This window comes from Lonepinella sp. BR2474 (genome assembly GCF_051851555.1).
Taxonomy (GTDB): Bacteria; Pseudomonadota; Gammaproteobacteria; order Enterobacterales; family Pasteurellaceae; genus Lonepinella.
Genome location: NZ_JBPDVH010000001.1, coordinates 246,725 through 265,022 on the forward strand (window position 1 = coordinate 246,725; position 18,298 = coordinate 265,022).

The window sequence follows — 18,298 nt, forward strand, 5'->3', positions numbered from 1 at the left end:
AAATCAAGTTAAGGGTAAAATTATGAGTGAAAAGTATATTGTCACTTGGGATATGTTCCAAATGCACGCACGCAAATTAGCCGAGCGTTTATTACCAGCCACACAATGGAAAGGCATTATTTCCGTCAGCCGTGGCGGTTTGTTTCCTGCTGCTGTATTAGCACGTGAGTTGGGGCTACGTCACGTTGAAACCGTGTGTATTTCAAGCTACGATCATGATCAACAAGGTGAATTAAAAGTCTTACATGCTGCTCAAACCGACGGCGAAGGCTTTATCGTGGTGGACGATTTAGTGGATACCGGCAACACCGCACGTGAAATTCGCAAAATGTATCCAAAAGCTAAATTTGTGACCGTTTTTGCTAAACCTGCTGGTGCCCCATTAGTTGATGATTACGTAGTCGATATTCCACAAAATACGTGGATTGAACAGCCATGGGATTTAGGTTTAGGCTTTGTGCCACCGATTGTGCGTAAATAATGACATAAAATATTTGTAGGGGCGGATCGGTGTATCCGCCCTTGTAACAAGCAAACTCGCTATATGATTGACTATATAAAACTCTCACCCTCGGAAATTAACGCCATTATTTTAAGCCTAAAAGTCGCCTTTTGGGCGAATATCTGGGCCTTGCCATTCGCTATCGCTATTGCATGGTTACTGGCTCGCAAACAATTCTGGGGCAAATCTTTACTGAACGGCATTGTGCATTTACCACTTGTGTTACCACCTGTGGTTATCGGTTACTTACTATTGATTTCCATGGGACGCAATGGCTTTATTGGTAAATATATTTCGCAATGGTTTGGCTTTACCTTTGGCTTTAGCCTTAACGGTGCAATTTTGGCCTCCGCCGTAGTGGCATTTCCCTTAGTGGTACGCTCTATCCGTTTAGCCATTGAAAGCATTGATATGCGTCTTGAACAAGCCGCCCTGACACTCGGATCTTCCCCATGGCGAACCTTTTACACCATCACCTTACCTTTAGCTTTCCCTGGTATTTTGGCAGGCATGATTTTAGGCTTTGCTCGTTCCCTTGGTGAATTTGGGGCAACCATTACCTTTGTGTCGAACATTCCCAATGTTACGCAAACCATACCGCTCGCCATGTATTCCTTTATTGAAACCCCGAACGCCGAGGGAGCTGCGGCTCGCCTTTGTTTAATTTCCATTATTATTGCGTTACTCTCGCTGATTATTTCCGAATGGCTCGCCAAACGAACACAACAAAAATTGGGGCAATCTGATGTTAGAAATTAATGTAACTAAACGCTTAGGCAATTTTGAATTACAACTTAACGCCCAAATTCCAAGCCAAAATGTCACCGCACTTTTTGGCTTGTCAGGTTCGGGTAAATCCAGTGTAATTAATTTAATCAGTGGCTTAATCCACCCCGATCAAGGCCACATCAAGTTAGACGATAAAATATTAGTCGATACCGCAAAAGGGATTTGTCTGCCCCCGAATAAACGCCACATGGGCTATGTATTCCAAGACGGACGCTTATTTCCCCATTATTCCGTCAAAGGCAATTTACGCTATGCCATGCAAGCCAAAAGCGGAAAAAGTGCGGTGGAATTTGACCGAATTGTGCAACTCCTCGGTATTGAACATTTACTCAATCGTTACCCCATCAGCCTATCTGGTGGGGAAAAACAAAGAGTCGCTATTGGGCGAGCCTTATTAAGTCAACCTGAAATGTTGCTGATGGACGAACCCTTATCCGCCCTAGATTTACCGCGTAAACAAGAGCTATTAAGCTATTTAGAAAATCTCGCTCAACAAATTGCGATTCCAATTTTGTATGTCACGCATAGCGTTGATGAACTCACGACCTTGGCAGAGCAAGTGATTTTGATGGAAAATGGTAAGATAATTGCGTTTGATAGGGTGGATAATGTAGTCAATTCACCTTTATTTGAGAAATGGAAAGGATAAAAAACACCGCACTTTTACCACATCTGACCTTAGTGAGATCAATATTAAGGACTGATAACGATAACATCGGCCTCAGTCCTTTTTATGTTAACTAATCACATTGTCCGCATTGACTTCGCCATTTTCTCCGATAAAACGCACTTCTGGCGAAAGATACACATCAAATTTAGCGGCCACGGCTTGTCGAATATGATGGGCTAATTCCACCACATCTGAACTGGTGGCGTTCCCCGTATTCACTAACACCAAGGCTTGTTGTTGATGTACCATGGCGCCGCCGATTTGATAACCTTTTAACCCCGCTTGATCGATCAACCAACCCGCCGCTAATTTCACAAAACCATCGGCTTGCGGATAATGAGGAATGGTAGGGTATTCTGCTTGTAAATCTTGGAACTGACGTGCCGTCACCACAGGGTTTTTAAAGAAACTGCCAGCGTTACCCGTTTGTTTTGGGTCGGGTAACTTGGCTTGACGCACCGCACACACTTCGTCAAAAATCTGTTGTGCCGTTACTGTTTTCACATCAAGATTGGCTAAAGAACCATATTTCAAGACAGGTTGCCAGTTTTTCGCCAATTTTAATCCCACAGCCACCACTACAAAACCCTTGGCATATTGTTGTTTAAAGACGGAATGACGATAGCCAAAGCCACAGTCTGCAACGCTTAAACGAAATACCTGATTTTGCGCCAAGTCCAACACGTCGACATAATCGCACACATCTTTAAATTCCACACCATAGGCGCCGATATTCTGCACCGGTGCCGAACCCGCACAGCCTGGAATTAAGGCTAAATTTTCTAGCCCTTGAATCCCTTGTTGTAACGACCACTGCACCAATTTGTGCCAATTTTCCCCACCCGCAACGTGTAAATAATGAAAGTCATTATCCTGTTTATGTTCAATGCCTGTTAACCGATTGACTAACAGGGTGCCGTTAAAATCTTGCACAAATAGCACATTGCTGCCTTCGCCTAATAACAAGACGGGCTGATTTTCCGCTTTTGCCGCTGTCCAAGCGGGTGAAAATTGCTCAAGTGCGGTGATTTCTACAATACTTTTTGCCTGTGCGTCAATAGCAAAGGTATGATAATGACGTAAACTTGGCATTAGGCAGGTAATCCTTGTTGTTTAAGCACCGATTGCACGCCGGCATTTTGCCCAACACGTTGATAATGTGCGGTCACATGGCGTAAATGGCTGTAATCCAAACCAATGACTTGGCACCAGCGTAACGTAATATAAAAATACACGTCCGCTACGGAAATCTGTTCGCCAAAGTACTGATGTTGGCTCAAATAATCGTCCGCAATGGCATATAAACGCAATAATCTTTCCGCCAATTCTTGACGATATTGTTTCACTAAGTCCTCATTCTCTTTCAAGTAGACTGGCACATTAAAAATGCGACTAAAGAGAGGGTGAATATCTGCATTACAAAAGGCTAACCATTTGGTGGCTTTGGCTTTATCTTGCACCGTTTTACTGCCGAAAATTTTGGCCTCGGGATGTAAATTATCCAAGTAGGTTAAAATAGCCACATTTTGTGACAAGGCAAAATCACCGTCCACCAATAACGGCACTGAACCCTGTGGATTTAAGGCTAAATAATCCGCTTGTTTAATGGCCTCTCGGCTGACTTCAATAGCTTGATAAGGTTGACCAATCCATTCCAATGCAATATGTGGCACCGTAGAACAAGATCCTTTTAAATAATATAATTTCATCTTCATACTCCTTTTTATCTTTCTGTTAAGGCAATAAGGTTTCCAACTGCCATAAATTTTCATAGCTTTCACGCTGACGAATGACATGCACTTGCGAACCGTCTACTAACACTTCCGCCGTGCGTGGGCGAGAATTATAGTTAGAACTCATGGTTGCCCCATAAGCACCAGCAGAACGTTGTACCAAATAATCGCCCTCAGCTACCGCCAATTCACGTTGTTTACCCAGAAAATCCGAGGTTTCACACACCGGCCCCACCACATCATACAGGGCTTTTTCACGTCCTAAAGAACGATCCGCCTCAATAATAGCCATATAGGCTTGATACAAGGCGGGACGAATCATATCGTTCATGCCGGCGTCTACAATGGCAAAGTTTCGGCTTTCATTGGTTTTAATATATTCCACCTTGGTCACCAAAATCCCCGCATTGGCCGTAATTGCACGCCCCGGTTCTAACACAATCTCTAAATTTAGTCCTTGCAATTTTTCTAACAACGCCTTGGCATATTCGCTTGGATGGGGTGGAGTTTCGTCTGTGTAAGGCACACCTAAACCGCCGCCTAAATCCAAATGTTTCAACTGAATACCATCTTGTTTTAACTGTTCGATTAACACAATCAACCGATCTGCCGCATCTAAAAAGGGTTGTAATTCAGTGAGTTGTGACCCAATATGGCAATCCATGCCGACAATTTCAATATGATCTAATTGACGGGCTTGACGATACACATCACGAGCCTGTTCCACACTCACGCCAAATTTATTTTCTTTTAATCCCGTGGAAATATAAGGGTGCGTATGGGCATCTACATCGGGATTGACCCGCAAGGAAATCGGGGCGATTTTGCCTAACTTTTTCGCTACCTCATTAATGCGATACAATTCTGGTACACTTTCCACATTAAAGCAACGAATCCCCACCTGCAACGCTCGCTCAATTTCCACCGCCGTTTTTGCCACGCCCGAAAACACCACTTTAGACGGCTCACCGCCTGCTTTCAACACCCGTTCCAGTTCCCCTTGCGACACAATATCAAAACCTGAACCGAGTCTTGCCATGGTTTGTAACACTGCAATATTGGAATTGGCTTTCACCGCAAAACAAATTAAATGGGGATGCTCACCAAATGCTTTATCAAAAGCGTGCCAATGGCGTTCCAAGGTCGCTTTAGAATACACATAAAGCGGCGTACCAAACTGCTCTGCCAAAGCGGTCACAGCAAGATCTTCCGCAAAAAGGCGATCGTTTTTATATTGGAAATAATCCATCTCAGTATCCTATTTTTGTTGAGCTTGTTGGGTATTGTCTTGTGGATAATATAACGGCCCTTTTACGCCACAGCCGACAAGACTGGCACAAAGTGCGGTGAAAATAATAAGAGAAATGTGTTTTTTCATGATGATTATCCGTCCGTATATAAGAACTTGATTAATAATTATTTTTTATCAGACGAGTTAAACGTCTTTGTTGTTTTGGAGAAAGATGAATGAACTGATTGCAAGAAAAATATTTTTCTTTCAATAGTTGAATAAAATTGACTTCTCGAGAGGTTCTCCCTGTATTAATATTGGAAAAACGCCCATAATTGAAAGAAAGAATATAAGCGATATTATTATTTACAATACACTGCAAAGAAGTAAAACTATTGATTTCAATAGAAAAAGGCGATTTTACTGGTTCAAAATTGTCTAACACGGTTTCCACATATAATAAAGCCTCATCGGAAAGCAACGCCATAAATTCATTGATTTTTGAACCTTTAAGCGTACGCCACTTCACTATAAAATACCTCATCAATGGCTTTTTTATTTTCTAAATATTCTGCTCGTTCAACCCGTTTTGCCTTAATTTGTGCGAGCGTTATCTCTTCAAAGTCATCATTATCTATGCCCTCTTGCCACAATTCGGTGAGATAGCGTTCTTGTTCTTTGTTCAATTCCATACAGCCTCCCGTCAATTTCTGAAAAGTGTATCATAATTCCGATGATTTGAAAGTGAAATTGATCGACAATTTTGTGATCTCCATTCCAATTTTCACACATTCCTGATGACTCACGCCAACTAAATCAATATTTCCTCTATCCTTACTCGCTGAAACTCTCTATAATTTACCCTAACGATTTTACTGAGAGAACAAAAATGAACCTAGTTGAATTTCATCAAAATATTGAACAAGTGTGGGATCATATTGAAGAACAATGTGATGAGCAAGATGTGGACGTAGATTTTGAACGCCAAGGCTCTGTGTTTACCATGACCTTTGGCAATCGTACGCAAATTGTGATTAATAAACAAGAATCCATGTTGGAGCTTTGGTTAGCCAGCCGTTTAGGCGGGTTGCATTTTGCATGGAAAGATAACGATTGGATTAACCATGACGGCAAACGTTTTTACGATTGTTTAAGTGAGGCCTGTGCGGCGCATGGTGAAGAAGTGAGCTTTGCTTAATGACCTTGTCTGGCGAAATTGAACAAAAAAGTACGGTGCAAAAAATGCAAGATTTTTCCACCGCAGTTTCTGAGCCATTACAGACTGATCCTTTACAAATGTTAAAGGACGTGTTCGGCTATCAATCTTTCCGTACAGGACAGGAAGAGGTCATTCAATCCGCTTTACGTGGACAAGACAGCCTTGTAGTGATGGCTACGGGCAACGGGAAATCCCTGTGTTATCAAATTCCTGCCTTGTGTTTTTCGGGGCTAACCTTGGTCATTTCGCCCTTGATTTCATTGATGAAAGATCAGGTGGATCAACTGTTAGCCAACGGCATTTCTGCAGATTATCTCAACTCCACGCAAACTTACGAACAACAGCAACAGGTGCAAAATAAAGCCATTTCGGGTGAACTGAAATTGCTTTATCTTTCCCCTGAAAAGGTGATGACCAACAGTTTTTTTGCCTTTATTTCCCATTGCAAAGTGAGCTTTATTGCCATTGATGAGGCACATTGTATTTCCCAGTGGGGACATGATTTTCGCCCTGAATATCAACAACTTGGCGGTTTAAAAAACACCTTTCCTGATGTGCCAGTGATGGCGTTGACCGCCACTGCCGACAGCACCACTAGACAGGATATTTGGCAAAATCTCCGCTTAAATTCACCGCACTTATATATCGGCAGTTTTGACCGCCCGAATATTCGTTATACCTTGGTAGAAAAATTTAAGCCCATGGAGCAACTCTGTCAGTTTGTGGTGGCACAAAAAGGCAAAAGTGGCATTGTGTATTGCAACAGCCGTAATAAATCGGAAAAAGTCGCCGAAGCCTTGCAAAAACGGGGCGTGTCGGCGGCGTTTTATCATGCAGGCATGGAATTTGCCGAGCGGGAACGGGTGCAGAGAGCATTTCAACGGGACAATATTCAAGTGGTGGTCGCGACCATTGCTTTTGGCATGGGGATCAACAAATCTAACGTGCGATTTGTGGCACATTTTGATCTTTCTCGCAGCATTGAGGCCTATTATCAAGAAACAGGGCGTGCAGGACGAGATGATTTGCCTGCGGAGGCCGTGCTGTTTTACGAGCCTGCGGATTACGGTTGGTTGCATAAAATGCTTATGGAAGAACCCGAAACGCCACAGCGAGAGATCAAACAACATAAGCTAGAGGCCATTGGTGAATTTGCCGAAAGTCAAACTTGTCGCCGTTTGGTGTTGTTGAATTATTTCGGCGAAAATCGTCAAACGCCATGTAAAAACTGCGATATTTGCCTCGATCCGCCAAAAAAATACGATGGCTTAATTGATGCACAAAAAATTCTCTCCACCATTTACCGCACGGGGCAACGTTTTGGTATGCAATATGTGATAGCGGTCATGCGTGGCATGAACAACCAAAAAATCCGTGATCACCGACATGAACAATTAAGTGTATACGGTATCGGTAAGGACAAAAGCAAAGAATATTGGCAATCGGTGATCCGCCAATTAATTCATCTCGGCTTTATTCACCAAGTCATGAACGATGTGGGTGTGCAACTGCAGCTTACCGAAAGTGCCAGACCTATTTTGCGTGGTGAAGTGCCATTAGCATTGGCGACCCCAAGACTATCTGCTATTGCCACGGTGGCAGCACCACAACGCCACGCCGTGAGCCATTACGACAAGGATCTCTTCGCACGATTACGTTTCTTACGTAAACAAATTGCTGACCGAGAAAATATTCCGCCTTATATTGTATTTAGCGATGCCACCTTACAAGAAATGTCACTCTATTTACCGACCAGTAAAGTGGAAATGTTACAAATTAATGGGGTCGGAGCGATTAAATGGGAACGATTTGCCCAGCCGTTTATGGCGATTATTCAAGAACATAAAACCTTATTAGAGAAAAATTAGCATAAAAAAAACCGCACTTTGAAAGTGCGGTTCATTTTTTCTAAATTTTTCAGCTTAAATTAAGCGAAATATTTCTCTAAATCGTCGCTGCCACCGATATATTCACCACCGATGAAGACTTGTGGAACAGAAGTTTTGCCAGTGATAGCACGAACAGAGATAGTTGACGCATCACGACCTAATACGATTTCTTCAAATGTGTAACCTTTCACTTTTAATAAACCTTTGGCTTTTGCACAGAATGGGCAACCTGGTTTAGTGAATACGGTGACGGATGGTTTGGCTTCCCATTTTGGATTTAAGTATTTGATCATAGTGTCTGCATCAGATACTTTGAACGGGTCGCCTGGTTCGTTTGGTTCAGAGAAGATTTTCTCTACTACGCCGTTGCGGATTAACGCAGAATAACGCCATGAACGTTTGCCGAAACCTAAGTCATCTTTGTCAACAAGCATACCCATGCCTGCTGCAAATTCACCGTTACCATCTGGAATGACAGTCACGTTTTCAGATTCTTGGTCTGCTTTCCATGCGTTCATCACGAAAGTGTCGTTAACTGACATACAGATGATGTCGTCTACGCCTAATGCTTTGAATTCGCAAGCTAATTCGTTATAACGTGGTAAGTGAGTAGATGAACAAGTTGGCGTGAATGCACCTGGTAAAGCGAACATCACGACAGTTTTGTTGTCGAATAATTCTGCTGAGGTCACATCAACCCATGCGTCGCCTTGGCGAGTATGGAATGTAACTTGAGGAACTTTTTTTCCTTCCATATTTGACATAATTTTTTCTCCGATTTGAGTGATTGTTTATTTAACGGGGTGGATTATAGGCAATTTTGTGGTATAGTTACAATCAATTAATTCTATCCTTTTAATTGTTCATACCTATAAGGAATTTTTTTATGAATATCCGTGATTTGGAATATCTTGTTGCTTTGGCTGAATATAAACATTTTCGGCGTGCAGCGGATGCTTGCCATGTGAGTCAGCCAACGTTGAGCGGACAAATCCGTAAGTTGGAAGATGAATTAGGGATTGTGTTATTGGAACGTACCAGTCGCAAAGTCCTGTTTACCCAGTCGGGGTTATTGTTAGTCGATCAAGCGAAAACCGTGTTGCGTGAAGTGAAATTGCTGAAAGAAATGGCGAGCAATCAAGGCAAAGATATGACGGGCCCATTACATATTGGTGTGATCCCGACCGTGGGGCCTTACTTATTACCGCATATTATGCCAGTTTTAACCCATGAATTTCCTGAATTGGAGCTGTTTTTATACGAACAGCAAACGGCGCATTTAATTGACCAACTCGAAACGGGGCATTTAGATTGTGCGATTGTGGCCTCTGTGGAAGAAACCCAACCTTTTATTGAGGTACCGATTTTCCATGAAAAAATGTTGGTGGCGGTGTCGGATAAACATCCTTGGTCAACGGAAAAACAACTTTCCCTGTCCTCATTAAATAATAAAGAAATCTTAATGTTAGATGACGGGCATTGTTTAAGGGAGCAAGCGCTCGGCTATTGTTTTGCCGCCGGCGCCAGAGAAAATGCGCATTTTCAAGCCACCAGTTTAGAAACCTTGCGTAATATGGTGGCCGCCAATGCGGGGATTACCTTGATGCCAGAATTGGCTGTTCATAATGAGGGCGAGCGCCAAGGCGTCAAATATATTCCTTGTGTGAACCCAGAACCCACACGTGCGATTACCTTAATTTATCGCCCAGGTTCGCCGTTACGTCAACGTTATGAGCGCATTGCACTAGTCATCGCCAATGCGGTTAAACCGATTTTAGCTGAGTAATCTTATGGCGGGTATTCGAGCATTACAAAAGGAAAAAACACGTCAGGCGCTCATTAATGCGGCGTTTAATCAGCTTACCGCTGAAAAAAGTTTTGCCAATTTGAGCTTGCGTGAGGTTTCCCGAGAGGCGGGCATTGCACCGACCTCTTTTTATCGCCATTTTAAAGATATGGAAGAATTGGGGTTGACCATGGTTGATGAGGCGGGTTTAACCTTACGTCAATTGATGCGACAGGCCCAGAAACGCTTACGTAATGGTGGCAGTGTGATCGAAGTTTCCATTGCAACCTTTTTCGAATTTATTGAAAACGATCCAAACGTTTTTCGCTTATTATTACGAGAAAGTGCGGGCACATCTTTACTTTTTCGCACCGCAGTTTCCCGTGAAATTAAACACTTTATCGAAGAATTGGGCGAGTTTATTACTTATCGCTTTAATTATTCAAGATATATTGGTTATATGCAAGCCGACGCCAGTGTGACGCTGACGTTTAGTGCCATGTCCAAGGCCTTGGATATGGATGAAAAAGATCGGGCGGAATTAAAAGAACGGGTCATTTTACAACTTCGTATGATCGCAAAAGGGGCGCATTTTGCGGCCTTGAAAGAAAATAAGAAAGGGTAAAGCAAAATCCAGTTGCCAAATGCGGTAAGACGCCCTAAAATAGCGCCAATTTCCATGTTGGAAATGAAAACACCCTCCTTTTTAACTTTAAATGTTGCCTGTGAGCAACAAAAGGACGTACATTATGACAACGCATCATGTTGATAAATATGGCTGGAAAGCCTTATTCGGATCGGCCGTCGGTTATGCCATGGACGGTTTTGATTTACTCATTCTTGGTTTTATGCTCACCGCCATTTCGGCTGATTTAGCCTTAACACCCGCACAAGGTGGCTCATTAGTCACTTGGACGCTTATTGGCGCTGTGGCAGGCGGGCTGATTTTTGGTGCATTAAGTGATAAATACGGGCGTGTGCGAGTGCTGACATGGACAATCGTGCTATTTGCCGTGTTCACAGGACTTTGTGCCTTTGCACAAGGTTATTGGGATTTACTGATTTATCGCACCATTGCGGGTATCGGTTTAGGCGGTGAATTTGGGATTGGCATGGCATTAGCCGCTGAAACATGGCCCGCTCGCCATCGAGCTAAAGCCTCCTCCTATGTGGCATTAGGCTGGCAAATTGGCGTACTCGCTGCGGCATTATTGACCCCGTTATTATTGCCTGTTATCGGTTGGCGAGGGATGTTCTTAGTGGGCATTTTCCCTGCTTTTGTGGCTTGGTATTTACGTGCTAAATTACATGAACCCGACGTTTTTGTGAAACAACAAGCCATCACGAATAAACCCAAAAAATCGCCATTTACATTATTGGTGAAAGACAAAAATACCGCCAAAGTCAGCCTCGGTATTGTGGTTTTAACCTCCGTACAAAACTTCGGTTATTACGGCATTATGATTTGGTTACCTAACTTTTTATCCAAACAACTCGGTTTTAGTTTAACCAAATCTGGCCTTTGGACCGCCGTCACCATTTGTGGCATGATGGCGGGCATTTGGATTTTTGGCCGGTTAGCGGACGCTATTGGACGTAAGCCAAGTTTCCTGATTTTCCAATTAGGGGCAGTGATTAGTATTGTGGTTTATTCTCAATTAACTGACCCAGCGGCCATGTTGTTTGCAGGCGCATTATTAGGTGCCTTTGTGAACGGCATGATGGGTGGTTATGGCGCATTAATGTCTGAAGCCTATCCCACCGAGGCACGAGCCACGGCACAAAATGTGTTATTTAATATCGGACGTGCAGTGGGTGGTTTTGGCCCGATTGTTGTAGGCGCCGTGGTGTCGGCTTATTCATTCCAAATTGCTATTGCGTTCCTTGCTACGATTTATGTGCTAGATATGTTGGCGACCCTGTTCTTAATTCCGGAGTTGAAAGGCAAGGTGTTGGAATAAACTATATCACGAAAACATCCATTCATATTAAGCATCGCAGAAAAAACTGCGGTGCTTTTTTATCCTTTTTATTGAATACATCAAACACCTTTGCTATGATATATCCCAATGTAATATATCAACTCAATAAGGGGCAATATGCAAACCGCCAAATTATTTATGTCTGGGCGTTCTCAAGCGGTCAGATTACCCAAAGCCTTTGCCTTTAATGATGAAAGTGAAGTCATCATTCAAAAATATGGGCAAGGGATTTTGCTGATGCCGAAAAAAAATCCATGGCTTGCCATGCAAGAAGCCGTGTATGAATTTGATACCCCGATTGAGCGAGCCGAGCAAGGGGAGCAAATGAGGGCAGAGATTTTATGAAGTATCTGTTAGACACCAATATTTGCATTTATATTATTAACCACAAACCGCCACAAGTGTTTGAACGCTTTGCACAATATGAATTAGGCGATCTGGCAATTTCTAGCATAACTGCTGCCGAATTGGCGTTTGGGGTGGAAAAATCAGGGTCGCTACGCAACAAAGAGGCTCTTAATAAATTTCTGGTGCCCTTAGATATTCTTCCCTTTAACACAAACGCCATTTGGCATTATGCGAAACTGAGAAATGATTTACAACAACAAGGGATAATTATTGGCTCATTAGATATGTTGATCGCGGCTCAAGCATTAAGTCTAAACGTTCCCCTTGTGACCAACAATACCAAAGAATTTTGCCGTATTCCCAATTTATTGTTGGATAATTGGGTTTAATCTATTTAAAAGTGCGGTGCTTTTTTATCACGTTTTGCGTTATAATATCACCAGATTAAGGCAACTTTCCTCGTTGCCTTTTGTTTTATAAGGAAAGCACGATGTTTAATAAAATATTTTCTTGGTTTGAAAACCGCATTAACGCCTATCCTGACAGTCCCCCTAAAACCCCCGAAAAAGGATTATGGCGTTTTTTATGGTCAAATTTAGAGGGAACAAAGGCGTGGATTGCATTTTTCTCATTTTTAACCATTGGCATTGGGGTAATGGAAGCCTTGATGTTTCAATTTATGGGAAAATTAGTAGACTGGCTAGGAGCCTACACAGCCACTACCCTTTGGGCAGAAAAAGGCCCTTATTTAATCGGTATGTTGCTGATTCTCATTTTAAGTATCGGCTGGACATTCCTGACTTCCACGGTACGCTTGCAAACCTTGCAAGGGGTTTTCCCTATGCGGTTGCGTTGGAATTTCCACCGCCTTATGCTTGGGCAAAGCCTCACTTTTTACCAAGATGAATTTGCCGGACGAGTGTCTGCCAAAGTGATGCAAACCGCATTGGCTGTGCGTGATACCGTATTAACGGTAGCAAACATGGTCATTTATGTGGGCGTTTATTTTATTACGTCAGGCGTGGTCTTGGTGGCCTTTGACAGTTGGTTCCTTGTGCCGTTTTTGATTTGGGCCGTGATTTTCGGCAGCATTTTATATTATCTCATTCCTAAATTAGCCAAAACCGCCGAACATCAAGCGGACGCTCGCTCACTGATGACAGGACGGGTTACCGATGCGTATTCCAATATCGCCACCGTAAAATTATTTTCGCACGGTGAGCGTGAGGCGGCCTATGCCAAACGTTCTATGGAAGAATTTATGGTCACGGTTCACGCCCAAATGCGGTTAGGCACAAGCCTAGATGTATTAACTTATGCGAGCAATATCTTCCTAACTCTCAGCACAGCCGTTTTAGGTGTGGTACTTTGGCAACAGGGGGCGGTTGGCGTTGGCGCCATTGCGACCTCCACCGCCATGGCATTACGAGTCAATGGTTTGGCGCATTGGATTATGTGGGAATCCGCCCGCTTATTTGAAAATATTGGTACGGTGAATGATGGTATGGAAACCTTGTCCAAACCCCATACGATTGTCGACAAACCGAATGCCACGGCATTGCAAGTGAGCCAAGGGGAAATTCATTTTGATCATGTGAGTTTCGCTTATTCCCCTGAAAAACAGCTACTTCAACACTTTGATTTAACCATTAAAGCGGGAGAAAAAGTCGGTTTAATTGGCCGTTCAGGCGCAGGAAAATCCACCATCGTCAATTTACTCTTACGTTTTTACGAACCGCAACAAGGCACCATTACCATTGACGGTCAAAATGTCCTTGATGTACAGCAAGAAAGCCTACGTAGCCAAATTGGCTTGGTGACGCAAGACACTTCATTGTTACACCGTTCTGTACGTGAAAATATTATCTATGGTCGCCCCAACGCCACCGAACAAGAGATGCTGAATGCCGCCCAACGTGCCGAAGCAGCAGATTTCATTCCGTTATTGAGTGATGCAAATGGTCGCCGAGGCTATGATGCACATGTGGGTGAACGGGGCGTAAAACTATCAGGCGGACAACGCCAACGTATTGCCATTGCTCGTGTGATGTTAAAAGATGCCCCAATTTTATTGCTTGATGAGGCCACCAGTGCCTTAGACAGCGAAGTGGAAGCGGCGATTCAACAAAGTCTGGATAAAATGATGGAAAACAAAACCGTGATCGCCATCGCCCACCGTTTATCCACCATTGCCGCAATGGATCGTCTAATTGTGTTAGATCAAGGACAAATCGTCGAACAAGGCACCCACGCTGAATTGTTGGCTCAGAATGGCTTGTATGCCAAATTATGGCAACATCAGAGCGGGGGATTTTTGGCGGAGTAGTTTTTTACTCGAAATAAAGAAAGTGCGGTGTAAAATCTTTGTTTTTTACACCGTTTTTCATAGGATTAATCTTTTATTTTACCACCGTAATCGTCCACTTCGCATCACCAATTTGCTCAAAGTTCGTTACGTCGTAGCCTTCTTCCGCAGCCCAGTTGGGAATAGCCTCTGTAGCTTGCGTACAGTCAAATTCAATCTCAATGCCATCGCCTTTGTTTAATTTTGCCATTGTTTCTTTGGCCTCCACAAGTGGGAATGGGCAAACTAGCCCCGCAGTTTCTAATTTTACGATCATTATTTTTTCCTTTTATTAAATTAATTCAATTACGTACTCGGACGGACATTGTCCATGCACCTAAAATGGATAAGCACCGATAAAAATTCTCAACAATTTGGTCTTTCTTGGTAAAAATAAAACCGATTATGCAAAAACAGCTTATTACGAGCCAATAATTTTTAGTTAGGTTATATTTCTTTTGCTTATAAAAAAGGCAGTAAAAAACGTTCATTTTTCTCACCGCACTTTACAAGCCACCGACTTTCTCGCCTCATTATTTGCTTTCTCCGCCCCGAAATGATAAAGTAACAAACGTTACCTATTGAAAAAATTAGGTGTTTTCTTGAAGTACGATATTGAATTTGCTAAAAAGCAGGTGGCTGATCTTGAGCATTTTCGGGTGGTACGAGCGTTGTCGGGTGCCTCCAGCGAGTTTCAGCATATCTTTAAACTAGTGACATTATTATTGCAGGTTAACCACCCCAGTTTGCCTGGTTTTGTCGTGGGTTCTCCGGCGGGTATTAGTCAATTTCAATTATCGGATTATCAGCAAGAATACTTAACTCGGGTTATGCCAGAGTTGTCATATTCACAAATTAATGGATTTTCTCACCGCACTTTTGATGCAATTTATGGCGTGTATGTGATGGGGAGCATTGCCTCTATTTCACAAACGGCATCTTCTGATCTAGATATTTGGGTCTGTCATCGTGAAGATCTGAATCAACATGAACGAGAATTGTTAACTCAAAAAACTTTGGCTATCCAATATTGGGCGAAACAATTTGAAGTGGATGTGAATTTTTTCCTGATGGATCAAGAACGTTTTCGTTGTTTTCGTTATTCCGATCCCATGACATCAGAAAATTGTGGTTCTGCCCAATATATGTTGTTGCTTGACGAATTTTATCGTTCTGCGATTCGCTTAGCCGGTAAACCCTTATTGTGGTTGCATTTACTGGTCGAAGATGAAAAACAATACGAAACCGAAGTGGAACAATTAATTTTAAATAAAGAGATTGATCCGCAAGATTGGGTGGATTTTGGCGGCCTTGGGGCATTTTCCGCCAATGAATATTTTGGTGCCAGTTTGTGGCATCTTTATAAAGGCATTGATGCACCTTATAAATCCACCATCAAGATTTTATTGCTTGAGGCCTATTATTGGGAATATCCAAACACCTATTTAATTTCATCTGATTTCAAATTTCATTTATTAACGGATCGTACCGAAGATCATCATTTTGATCCTTATCTCGCCATGTTAGATCGGGTAACCAGTTATTTGACTTATCTGGGCGATTTTAAACGGTTAAACTTTGTGCGTCGTTGTTTTTATATTAAGGCGACGGAAGATTTATGGTACACCAAAGCCGAGGGGTGGCGTTTTTGTTTATTATCGGAAATGGTGAAACAATGGGGTTGGAGCCAAGATACCATAGAGGAGCTTAATCAGCGACCATTTTGGAAAATCAAAATGGTCAAACGTTCTTATGATGATTTAGTTCAAATGTTAATGATGAGCTATCGTAATCTGATCAAGTTTGCCCGTAAAAATCATGTGGACGCCACCATTATGCCGCAGGATATTAGTATTCTGTCAAGAAAATTATACAGTGCCTTTGAGGAATTACCAGGCAAAGTGTCATTGGTTAACCCCTTAATTTCTAATGATTTATCGGAAGAACATCTGACGTTTATTGAAGTGCCAAGAACCAAGCACGATACCCGAGCGGGATGGTATGTGGTCAATCAAGCGCCAGAGGCCTCTGAGCTTGCCTCTTATAATCGCCATGTGGAATACAACCCGAATTTGCATAAACTGGTGTCTTGGGCGTATTTTAATGGCTTGTTAACCAAGAAAACTCAGTTGCATATTTTTAGCCAGACGGTATCGTTAAACAAGCTCAAAACCTTTGTGGCAGATTTAACGCAGTTCTTCCCTGTGCAAGTGCCGCCCGCCACCAATGAAGAATTGCACCACCCTTGTGAAATTCGGCATTTAGCGGTTTTTGTGAATTTAGCCTCGGACCCAACGCAAAATTTGGTGCAACCTCGGATCAATATTCAACAAGCGGATTTATTTAGTTTTGGTCAAAATGAAGAAAGTTTGGTGGGCAGTATCGATCTGATTTACCGCAATGTCTGGAATGAAATTCGGACGTTGCATTTTGACGGTCAGAATGCCATTTTATTGGCGTTAAAAGTGCTAACCAATAAAATTCATCGAGGTTCAGATTCGCCTAAATCCGTTGAGGTGTTTTGTTACAGTGAGAACTATCAGCGAGCGTTACATGATTTAGTGTTAACCTTGGTGAATAAATGTATTGGTATTCAAGTTGGCACCATTTCTTCGGCGAACAGCCCGAATATGTTACGGATTGCCGGTAAAAACTGGCAGTTTTTCTTCGAAAATCGGGGCATACGTTGGCTGGAAATTCCGGATGTCCAAGTGGCCAATATTGAGGAACTGGCGCATACTGCAAAATTTGATGAAAAAGCCCCGCACTTTCCACATCAACTTTCAGCACAGCAACATAATCGTAGCTATCCAGTGGAAATTGACGCTTTTGCGAGCGAGGGATTTTTGCAATTTTTCTTTAAAGACAATGCGGACGGCACCTTTAATGTATACATTTTAGATGAACAAAATCACATTGAAATTTATCGTCATTGTGATGGCGAAAAAGAAGATAAAATAAAAGAAATCAATCATATCTATCACCAAGCCGATAGCTCAGGCAACAATTTATATCATATTATTCAACGTGATTTTAACTATCCTCAATTTTATCAATTAGTGTTTGATCGAGAGGGCCGAAAGATTGTGCCTTTTACTGCTGTTCACCGCTAATTAAGACAATATATAACGATTTATTCTATAATGCGTAGCGTTCAGATATAGAGAGTGTGTAATGAAAGATAAAATTAAGATCCTGATTATTGATGATCACCCCCTTATGCGTCGTGGTATTCAACAACTGATTGAATTAGAAGATGATTTCAGGGTTGTTGGCGAGGCAAGTAATGGCAATGATGGCATTTCTCTGGCGCTCAAATTGGCGCCAGATTTAATTATCTTAGATTTGAATATGAAAGGGTTGTCAGGCCTAGACACCTTAAAGGCCTTGCGTGCTGAGGGCGTGGATGCCCGCATTGTGATTTTAACTGTATCGGATGCCAAAAATGATGTGTTTGCGCTCATTGATGCGGGGGCGGATGGTTATTTGTTAAAAGACACTGAACCTGATACCTTACTTGCCCAACTGAAACAAGTGGCTTGCGGTGAAGTGATGTTGAGTGACAGTATTCAAGCGCTGTTGCGAGAACGCCATGTGGCCGATGCCGATCCTATTCATTCTTTAACCGAGCGAGAATTGGACGTGTTGCGTCTGATTGCCACGGGCCTGTCCAATAAACAAATTGCGTCGCAATTATTTATTTCGGAAGAAACCGTCAAAGTCCATATTCGCAATTTGCTACGTAAGCTCAATGTGCATTCTCGTGTGGCCGCAACGGTACTTTATTTAGCGACACAAGGGTAAA

Annotated in this window: 20 protein-coding genes and 1 pseudogene; 13 read left to right on the forward strand and 8 right to left on the reverse strand. The window is 42.5% G+C overall.

Annotated features, from left to right (window positions below):
• Window positions 1-22 precede the first annotated feature (22 nt).
• From gpt to modC, 3 genes and pseudogenes are all read left to right on the forward strand, one after another.
• Entirely contained in the window at window positions 23-481 is a 459-nt protein-coding gene (gene gpt / locus ACTG7Q_RS01240) for a xanthine phosphoribosyltransferase (protein ID WP_439240024.1), read from the forward strand.
• Between the two features lie 63 nt (window positions 482-544).
• Window positions 545-1,261: a molybdate ABC transporter permease subunit gene (gene modB, locus ACTG7Q_RS01245; protein WP_439240026.1), complete on the forward strand. Its 717-nt coding sequence runs from the start codon at window positions 545-547 to the stop codon at window positions 1,259-1,261.
• A pseudogene (gene modC / locus ACTG7Q_RS01250) lies at window positions 1,248-1,934 on the forward strand (molybdenum ABC transporter ATP-binding protein); the annotation flags it as partial. The gene modB and the pseudogene modC, both read left to right, overlap by 14 nt.
• A 93-nt stretch (window positions 1,935-2,027) precedes the next feature.
• On the opposite strand, the gene murB reads toward modC, so the two are convergent.
• The 6 genes from murB to ACTG7Q_RS01280 are packed head-to-tail and all read right to left on the reverse strand — an operon-like array spanning window position 2,028 to window position 5,617.
• The gene (gene murB, locus ACTG7Q_RS01255) at window positions 2,028-3,053 is read right to left on the reverse strand and encodes a UDP-N-acetylmuramate dehydrogenase (protein WP_439240028.1); all 1,026 of its coding nucleotides are present in this window, start codon (window positions 3,051-3,053) and stop codon (window positions 2,028-2,030) included.
• Entirely contained in the window at window positions 3,053-3,670 is a 618-nt protein-coding gene (locus ACTG7Q_RS01260) for a glutathione S-transferase family protein (protein WP_439240030.1), read from the reverse strand. Before ACTG7Q_RS01260 ends, murB begins: the two co-directional genes overlap by 1 nt.
• Window positions 3,671-3,695: 25 nt before the next feature.
• Window positions 3,696-4,943, reverse strand: a complete 1,248-nt coding sequence (gene lysA / locus ACTG7Q_RS01265) for a diaminopimelate decarboxylase (protein WP_439240032.1) — start codon at window positions 4,941-4,943, stop codon at window positions 3,696-3,698.
• Window positions 4,944-4,952: 9 nt separating this feature from the next.
• Complete coding sequence (gene lptM, locus ACTG7Q_RS01270; RefSeq protein ID WP_439240034.1) at window positions 4,953-5,072, reverse strand: LPS translocon maturation chaperone LptM; 120 nt, start codon at window positions 5,070-5,072, stop codon at window positions 4,953-4,955.
• A 31-nt stretch (window positions 5,073-5,103) separates the two neighbouring features.
• Window positions 5,104-5,454 (reverse strand): hypothetical protein, encoded by a 351-nt coding sequence (locus ACTG7Q_RS01275; protein WP_439240036.1) that lies wholly within the window; start codon window positions 5,452-5,454, stop codon window positions 5,104-5,106.
• Complete coding sequence (locus tag ACTG7Q_RS01280) at window positions 5,435-5,617, reverse strand: hypothetical protein (RefSeq protein ID WP_439240038.1); 183 nt, start codon at window positions 5,615-5,617, stop codon at window positions 5,435-5,437. Before ACTG7Q_RS01280 ends, ACTG7Q_RS01275 begins: the two co-directional genes overlap by 20 nt.
• 197 nt (window positions 5,618-5,814) lie before the next feature.
• Between ACTG7Q_RS01280 and cyaY the strand changes: the two genes are divergently transcribed.
• Complete coding sequence (gene cyaY, locus ACTG7Q_RS01285) at window positions 5,815-6,123, forward strand: iron donor protein CyaY (RefSeq protein WP_439240040.1); 309 nt, start codon at window positions 5,815-5,817, stop codon at window positions 6,121-6,123.
• A 44-nt stretch (window positions 6,124-6,167) separates the two neighbouring features.
• Entirely contained in the window at window positions 6,168-8,012 is a 1,845-nt protein-coding gene (gene recQ, locus ACTG7Q_RS01290; RefSeq protein WP_439240630.1) for a DNA helicase RecQ, read from the forward strand.
• A gap of 59 nt (window positions 8,013-8,071) precedes the next feature.
• Here recQ and ACTG7Q_RS01295 read toward each other — a convergent pair whose 3' ends face one another.
• A complete protein-coding gene (locus ACTG7Q_RS01295) occupies window positions 8,072-8,797 on the reverse strand; it encodes a glutathione peroxidase (protein WP_439240042.1) in 726 nt (241 codons plus the stop codon).
• A gap of 122 nt (window positions 8,798-8,919) precedes the next feature.
• Between ACTG7Q_RS01295 and oxyR the strand changes: the two genes are divergently transcribed.
• The 6 genes from oxyR to ACTG7Q_RS01325 all read left to right on the forward strand — a co-directional run bounded on the left by oxyR (window position 8,920) and on the right by ACTG7Q_RS01325 (window position 14,475).
• Entirely contained in the window at window positions 8,920-9,819 is a 900-nt protein-coding gene (gene oxyR, locus ACTG7Q_RS01300; RefSeq protein WP_439240044.1) for a DNA-binding transcriptional regulator OxyR, read from the forward strand.
• Window positions 9,820-9,823: 4 nt separating this feature from the next.
• Window positions 9,824-10,444 carry an HTH-type transcriptional repressor FabR gene (fabR, locus tag ACTG7Q_RS01305; protein ID WP_439240046.1) on the forward strand — a complete coding sequence of 207 codons (621 nt, stop codon included), beginning with the start codon at window positions 9,824-9,826 and terminating at the stop codon, window positions 10,442-10,444.
• A gap of 124 nt (window positions 10,445-10,568) precedes the next feature.
• Window positions 10,569-11,780 carry an MFS transporter gene (locus ACTG7Q_RS01310; protein ID WP_439240048.1) on the forward strand — a complete coding sequence of 404 codons (1,212 nt, stop codon included), beginning with the start codon at window positions 10,569-10,571 and terminating at the stop codon, window positions 11,778-11,780.
• 138 nt (window positions 11,781-11,918) lie between these two features.
• Window positions 11,919-12,146 (forward strand): antitoxin, encoded by a 228-nt coding sequence (locus ACTG7Q_RS01315; protein ID WP_439240050.1) that lies wholly within the window; start codon window positions 11,919-11,921, stop codon window positions 12,144-12,146.
• Window positions 12,143-12,538, forward strand: a complete 396-nt coding sequence (vapC, locus tag ACTG7Q_RS01320; protein WP_439240052.1) for a type II toxin-antitoxin system tRNA(fMet)-specific endonuclease VapC — start codon at window positions 12,143-12,145, stop codon at window positions 12,536-12,538. The genes ACTG7Q_RS01315 and vapC overlap by 4 nt, the downstream gene beginning before the upstream one ends.
• A gap of 101 nt (window positions 12,539-12,639) precedes the next feature.
• Window positions 12,640-14,475, forward strand: coding sequence for an ABC transporter ATP-binding protein (locus ACTG7Q_RS01325; protein ID WP_439240054.1), 1,836 nt, complete (start codon window positions 12,640-12,642; stop codon window positions 14,473-14,475).
• A 73-nt stretch (window positions 14,476-14,548) separates the two neighbouring features.
• Here ACTG7Q_RS01325 and ACTG7Q_RS01330 read toward each other — a convergent pair whose 3' ends face one another.
• Window positions 14,549-14,770, reverse strand: a complete 222-nt coding sequence (locus tag ACTG7Q_RS01330; protein ID WP_439240056.1) for a sulfurtransferase TusA family protein — start codon at window positions 14,768-14,770, stop codon at window positions 14,549-14,551.
• Between the two features lie 325 nt (window positions 14,771-15,095).
• Here ACTG7Q_RS01330 and ACTG7Q_RS01335 point away from each other — a divergent pair, with 325 nt between their 5' ends.
• A complete protein-coding gene (locus ACTG7Q_RS01335; protein ID WP_439240058.1) occupies window positions 15,096-17,606 on the forward strand; it encodes a class I adenylate cyclase in 2,511 nt (836 codons plus the stop codon).
• A 61-nt stretch (window positions 17,607-17,667) separates the two neighbouring features.
• Window positions 17,668-18,297: a two-component system response regulator NarL gene (gene narL, locus ACTG7Q_RS01340; RefSeq protein WP_439240060.1), complete on the forward strand. Its 630-nt coding sequence runs from the start codon at window positions 17,668-17,670 to the stop codon at window positions 18,295-18,297.
• Window position 18,298: the final 1 nt, after the last annotated feature.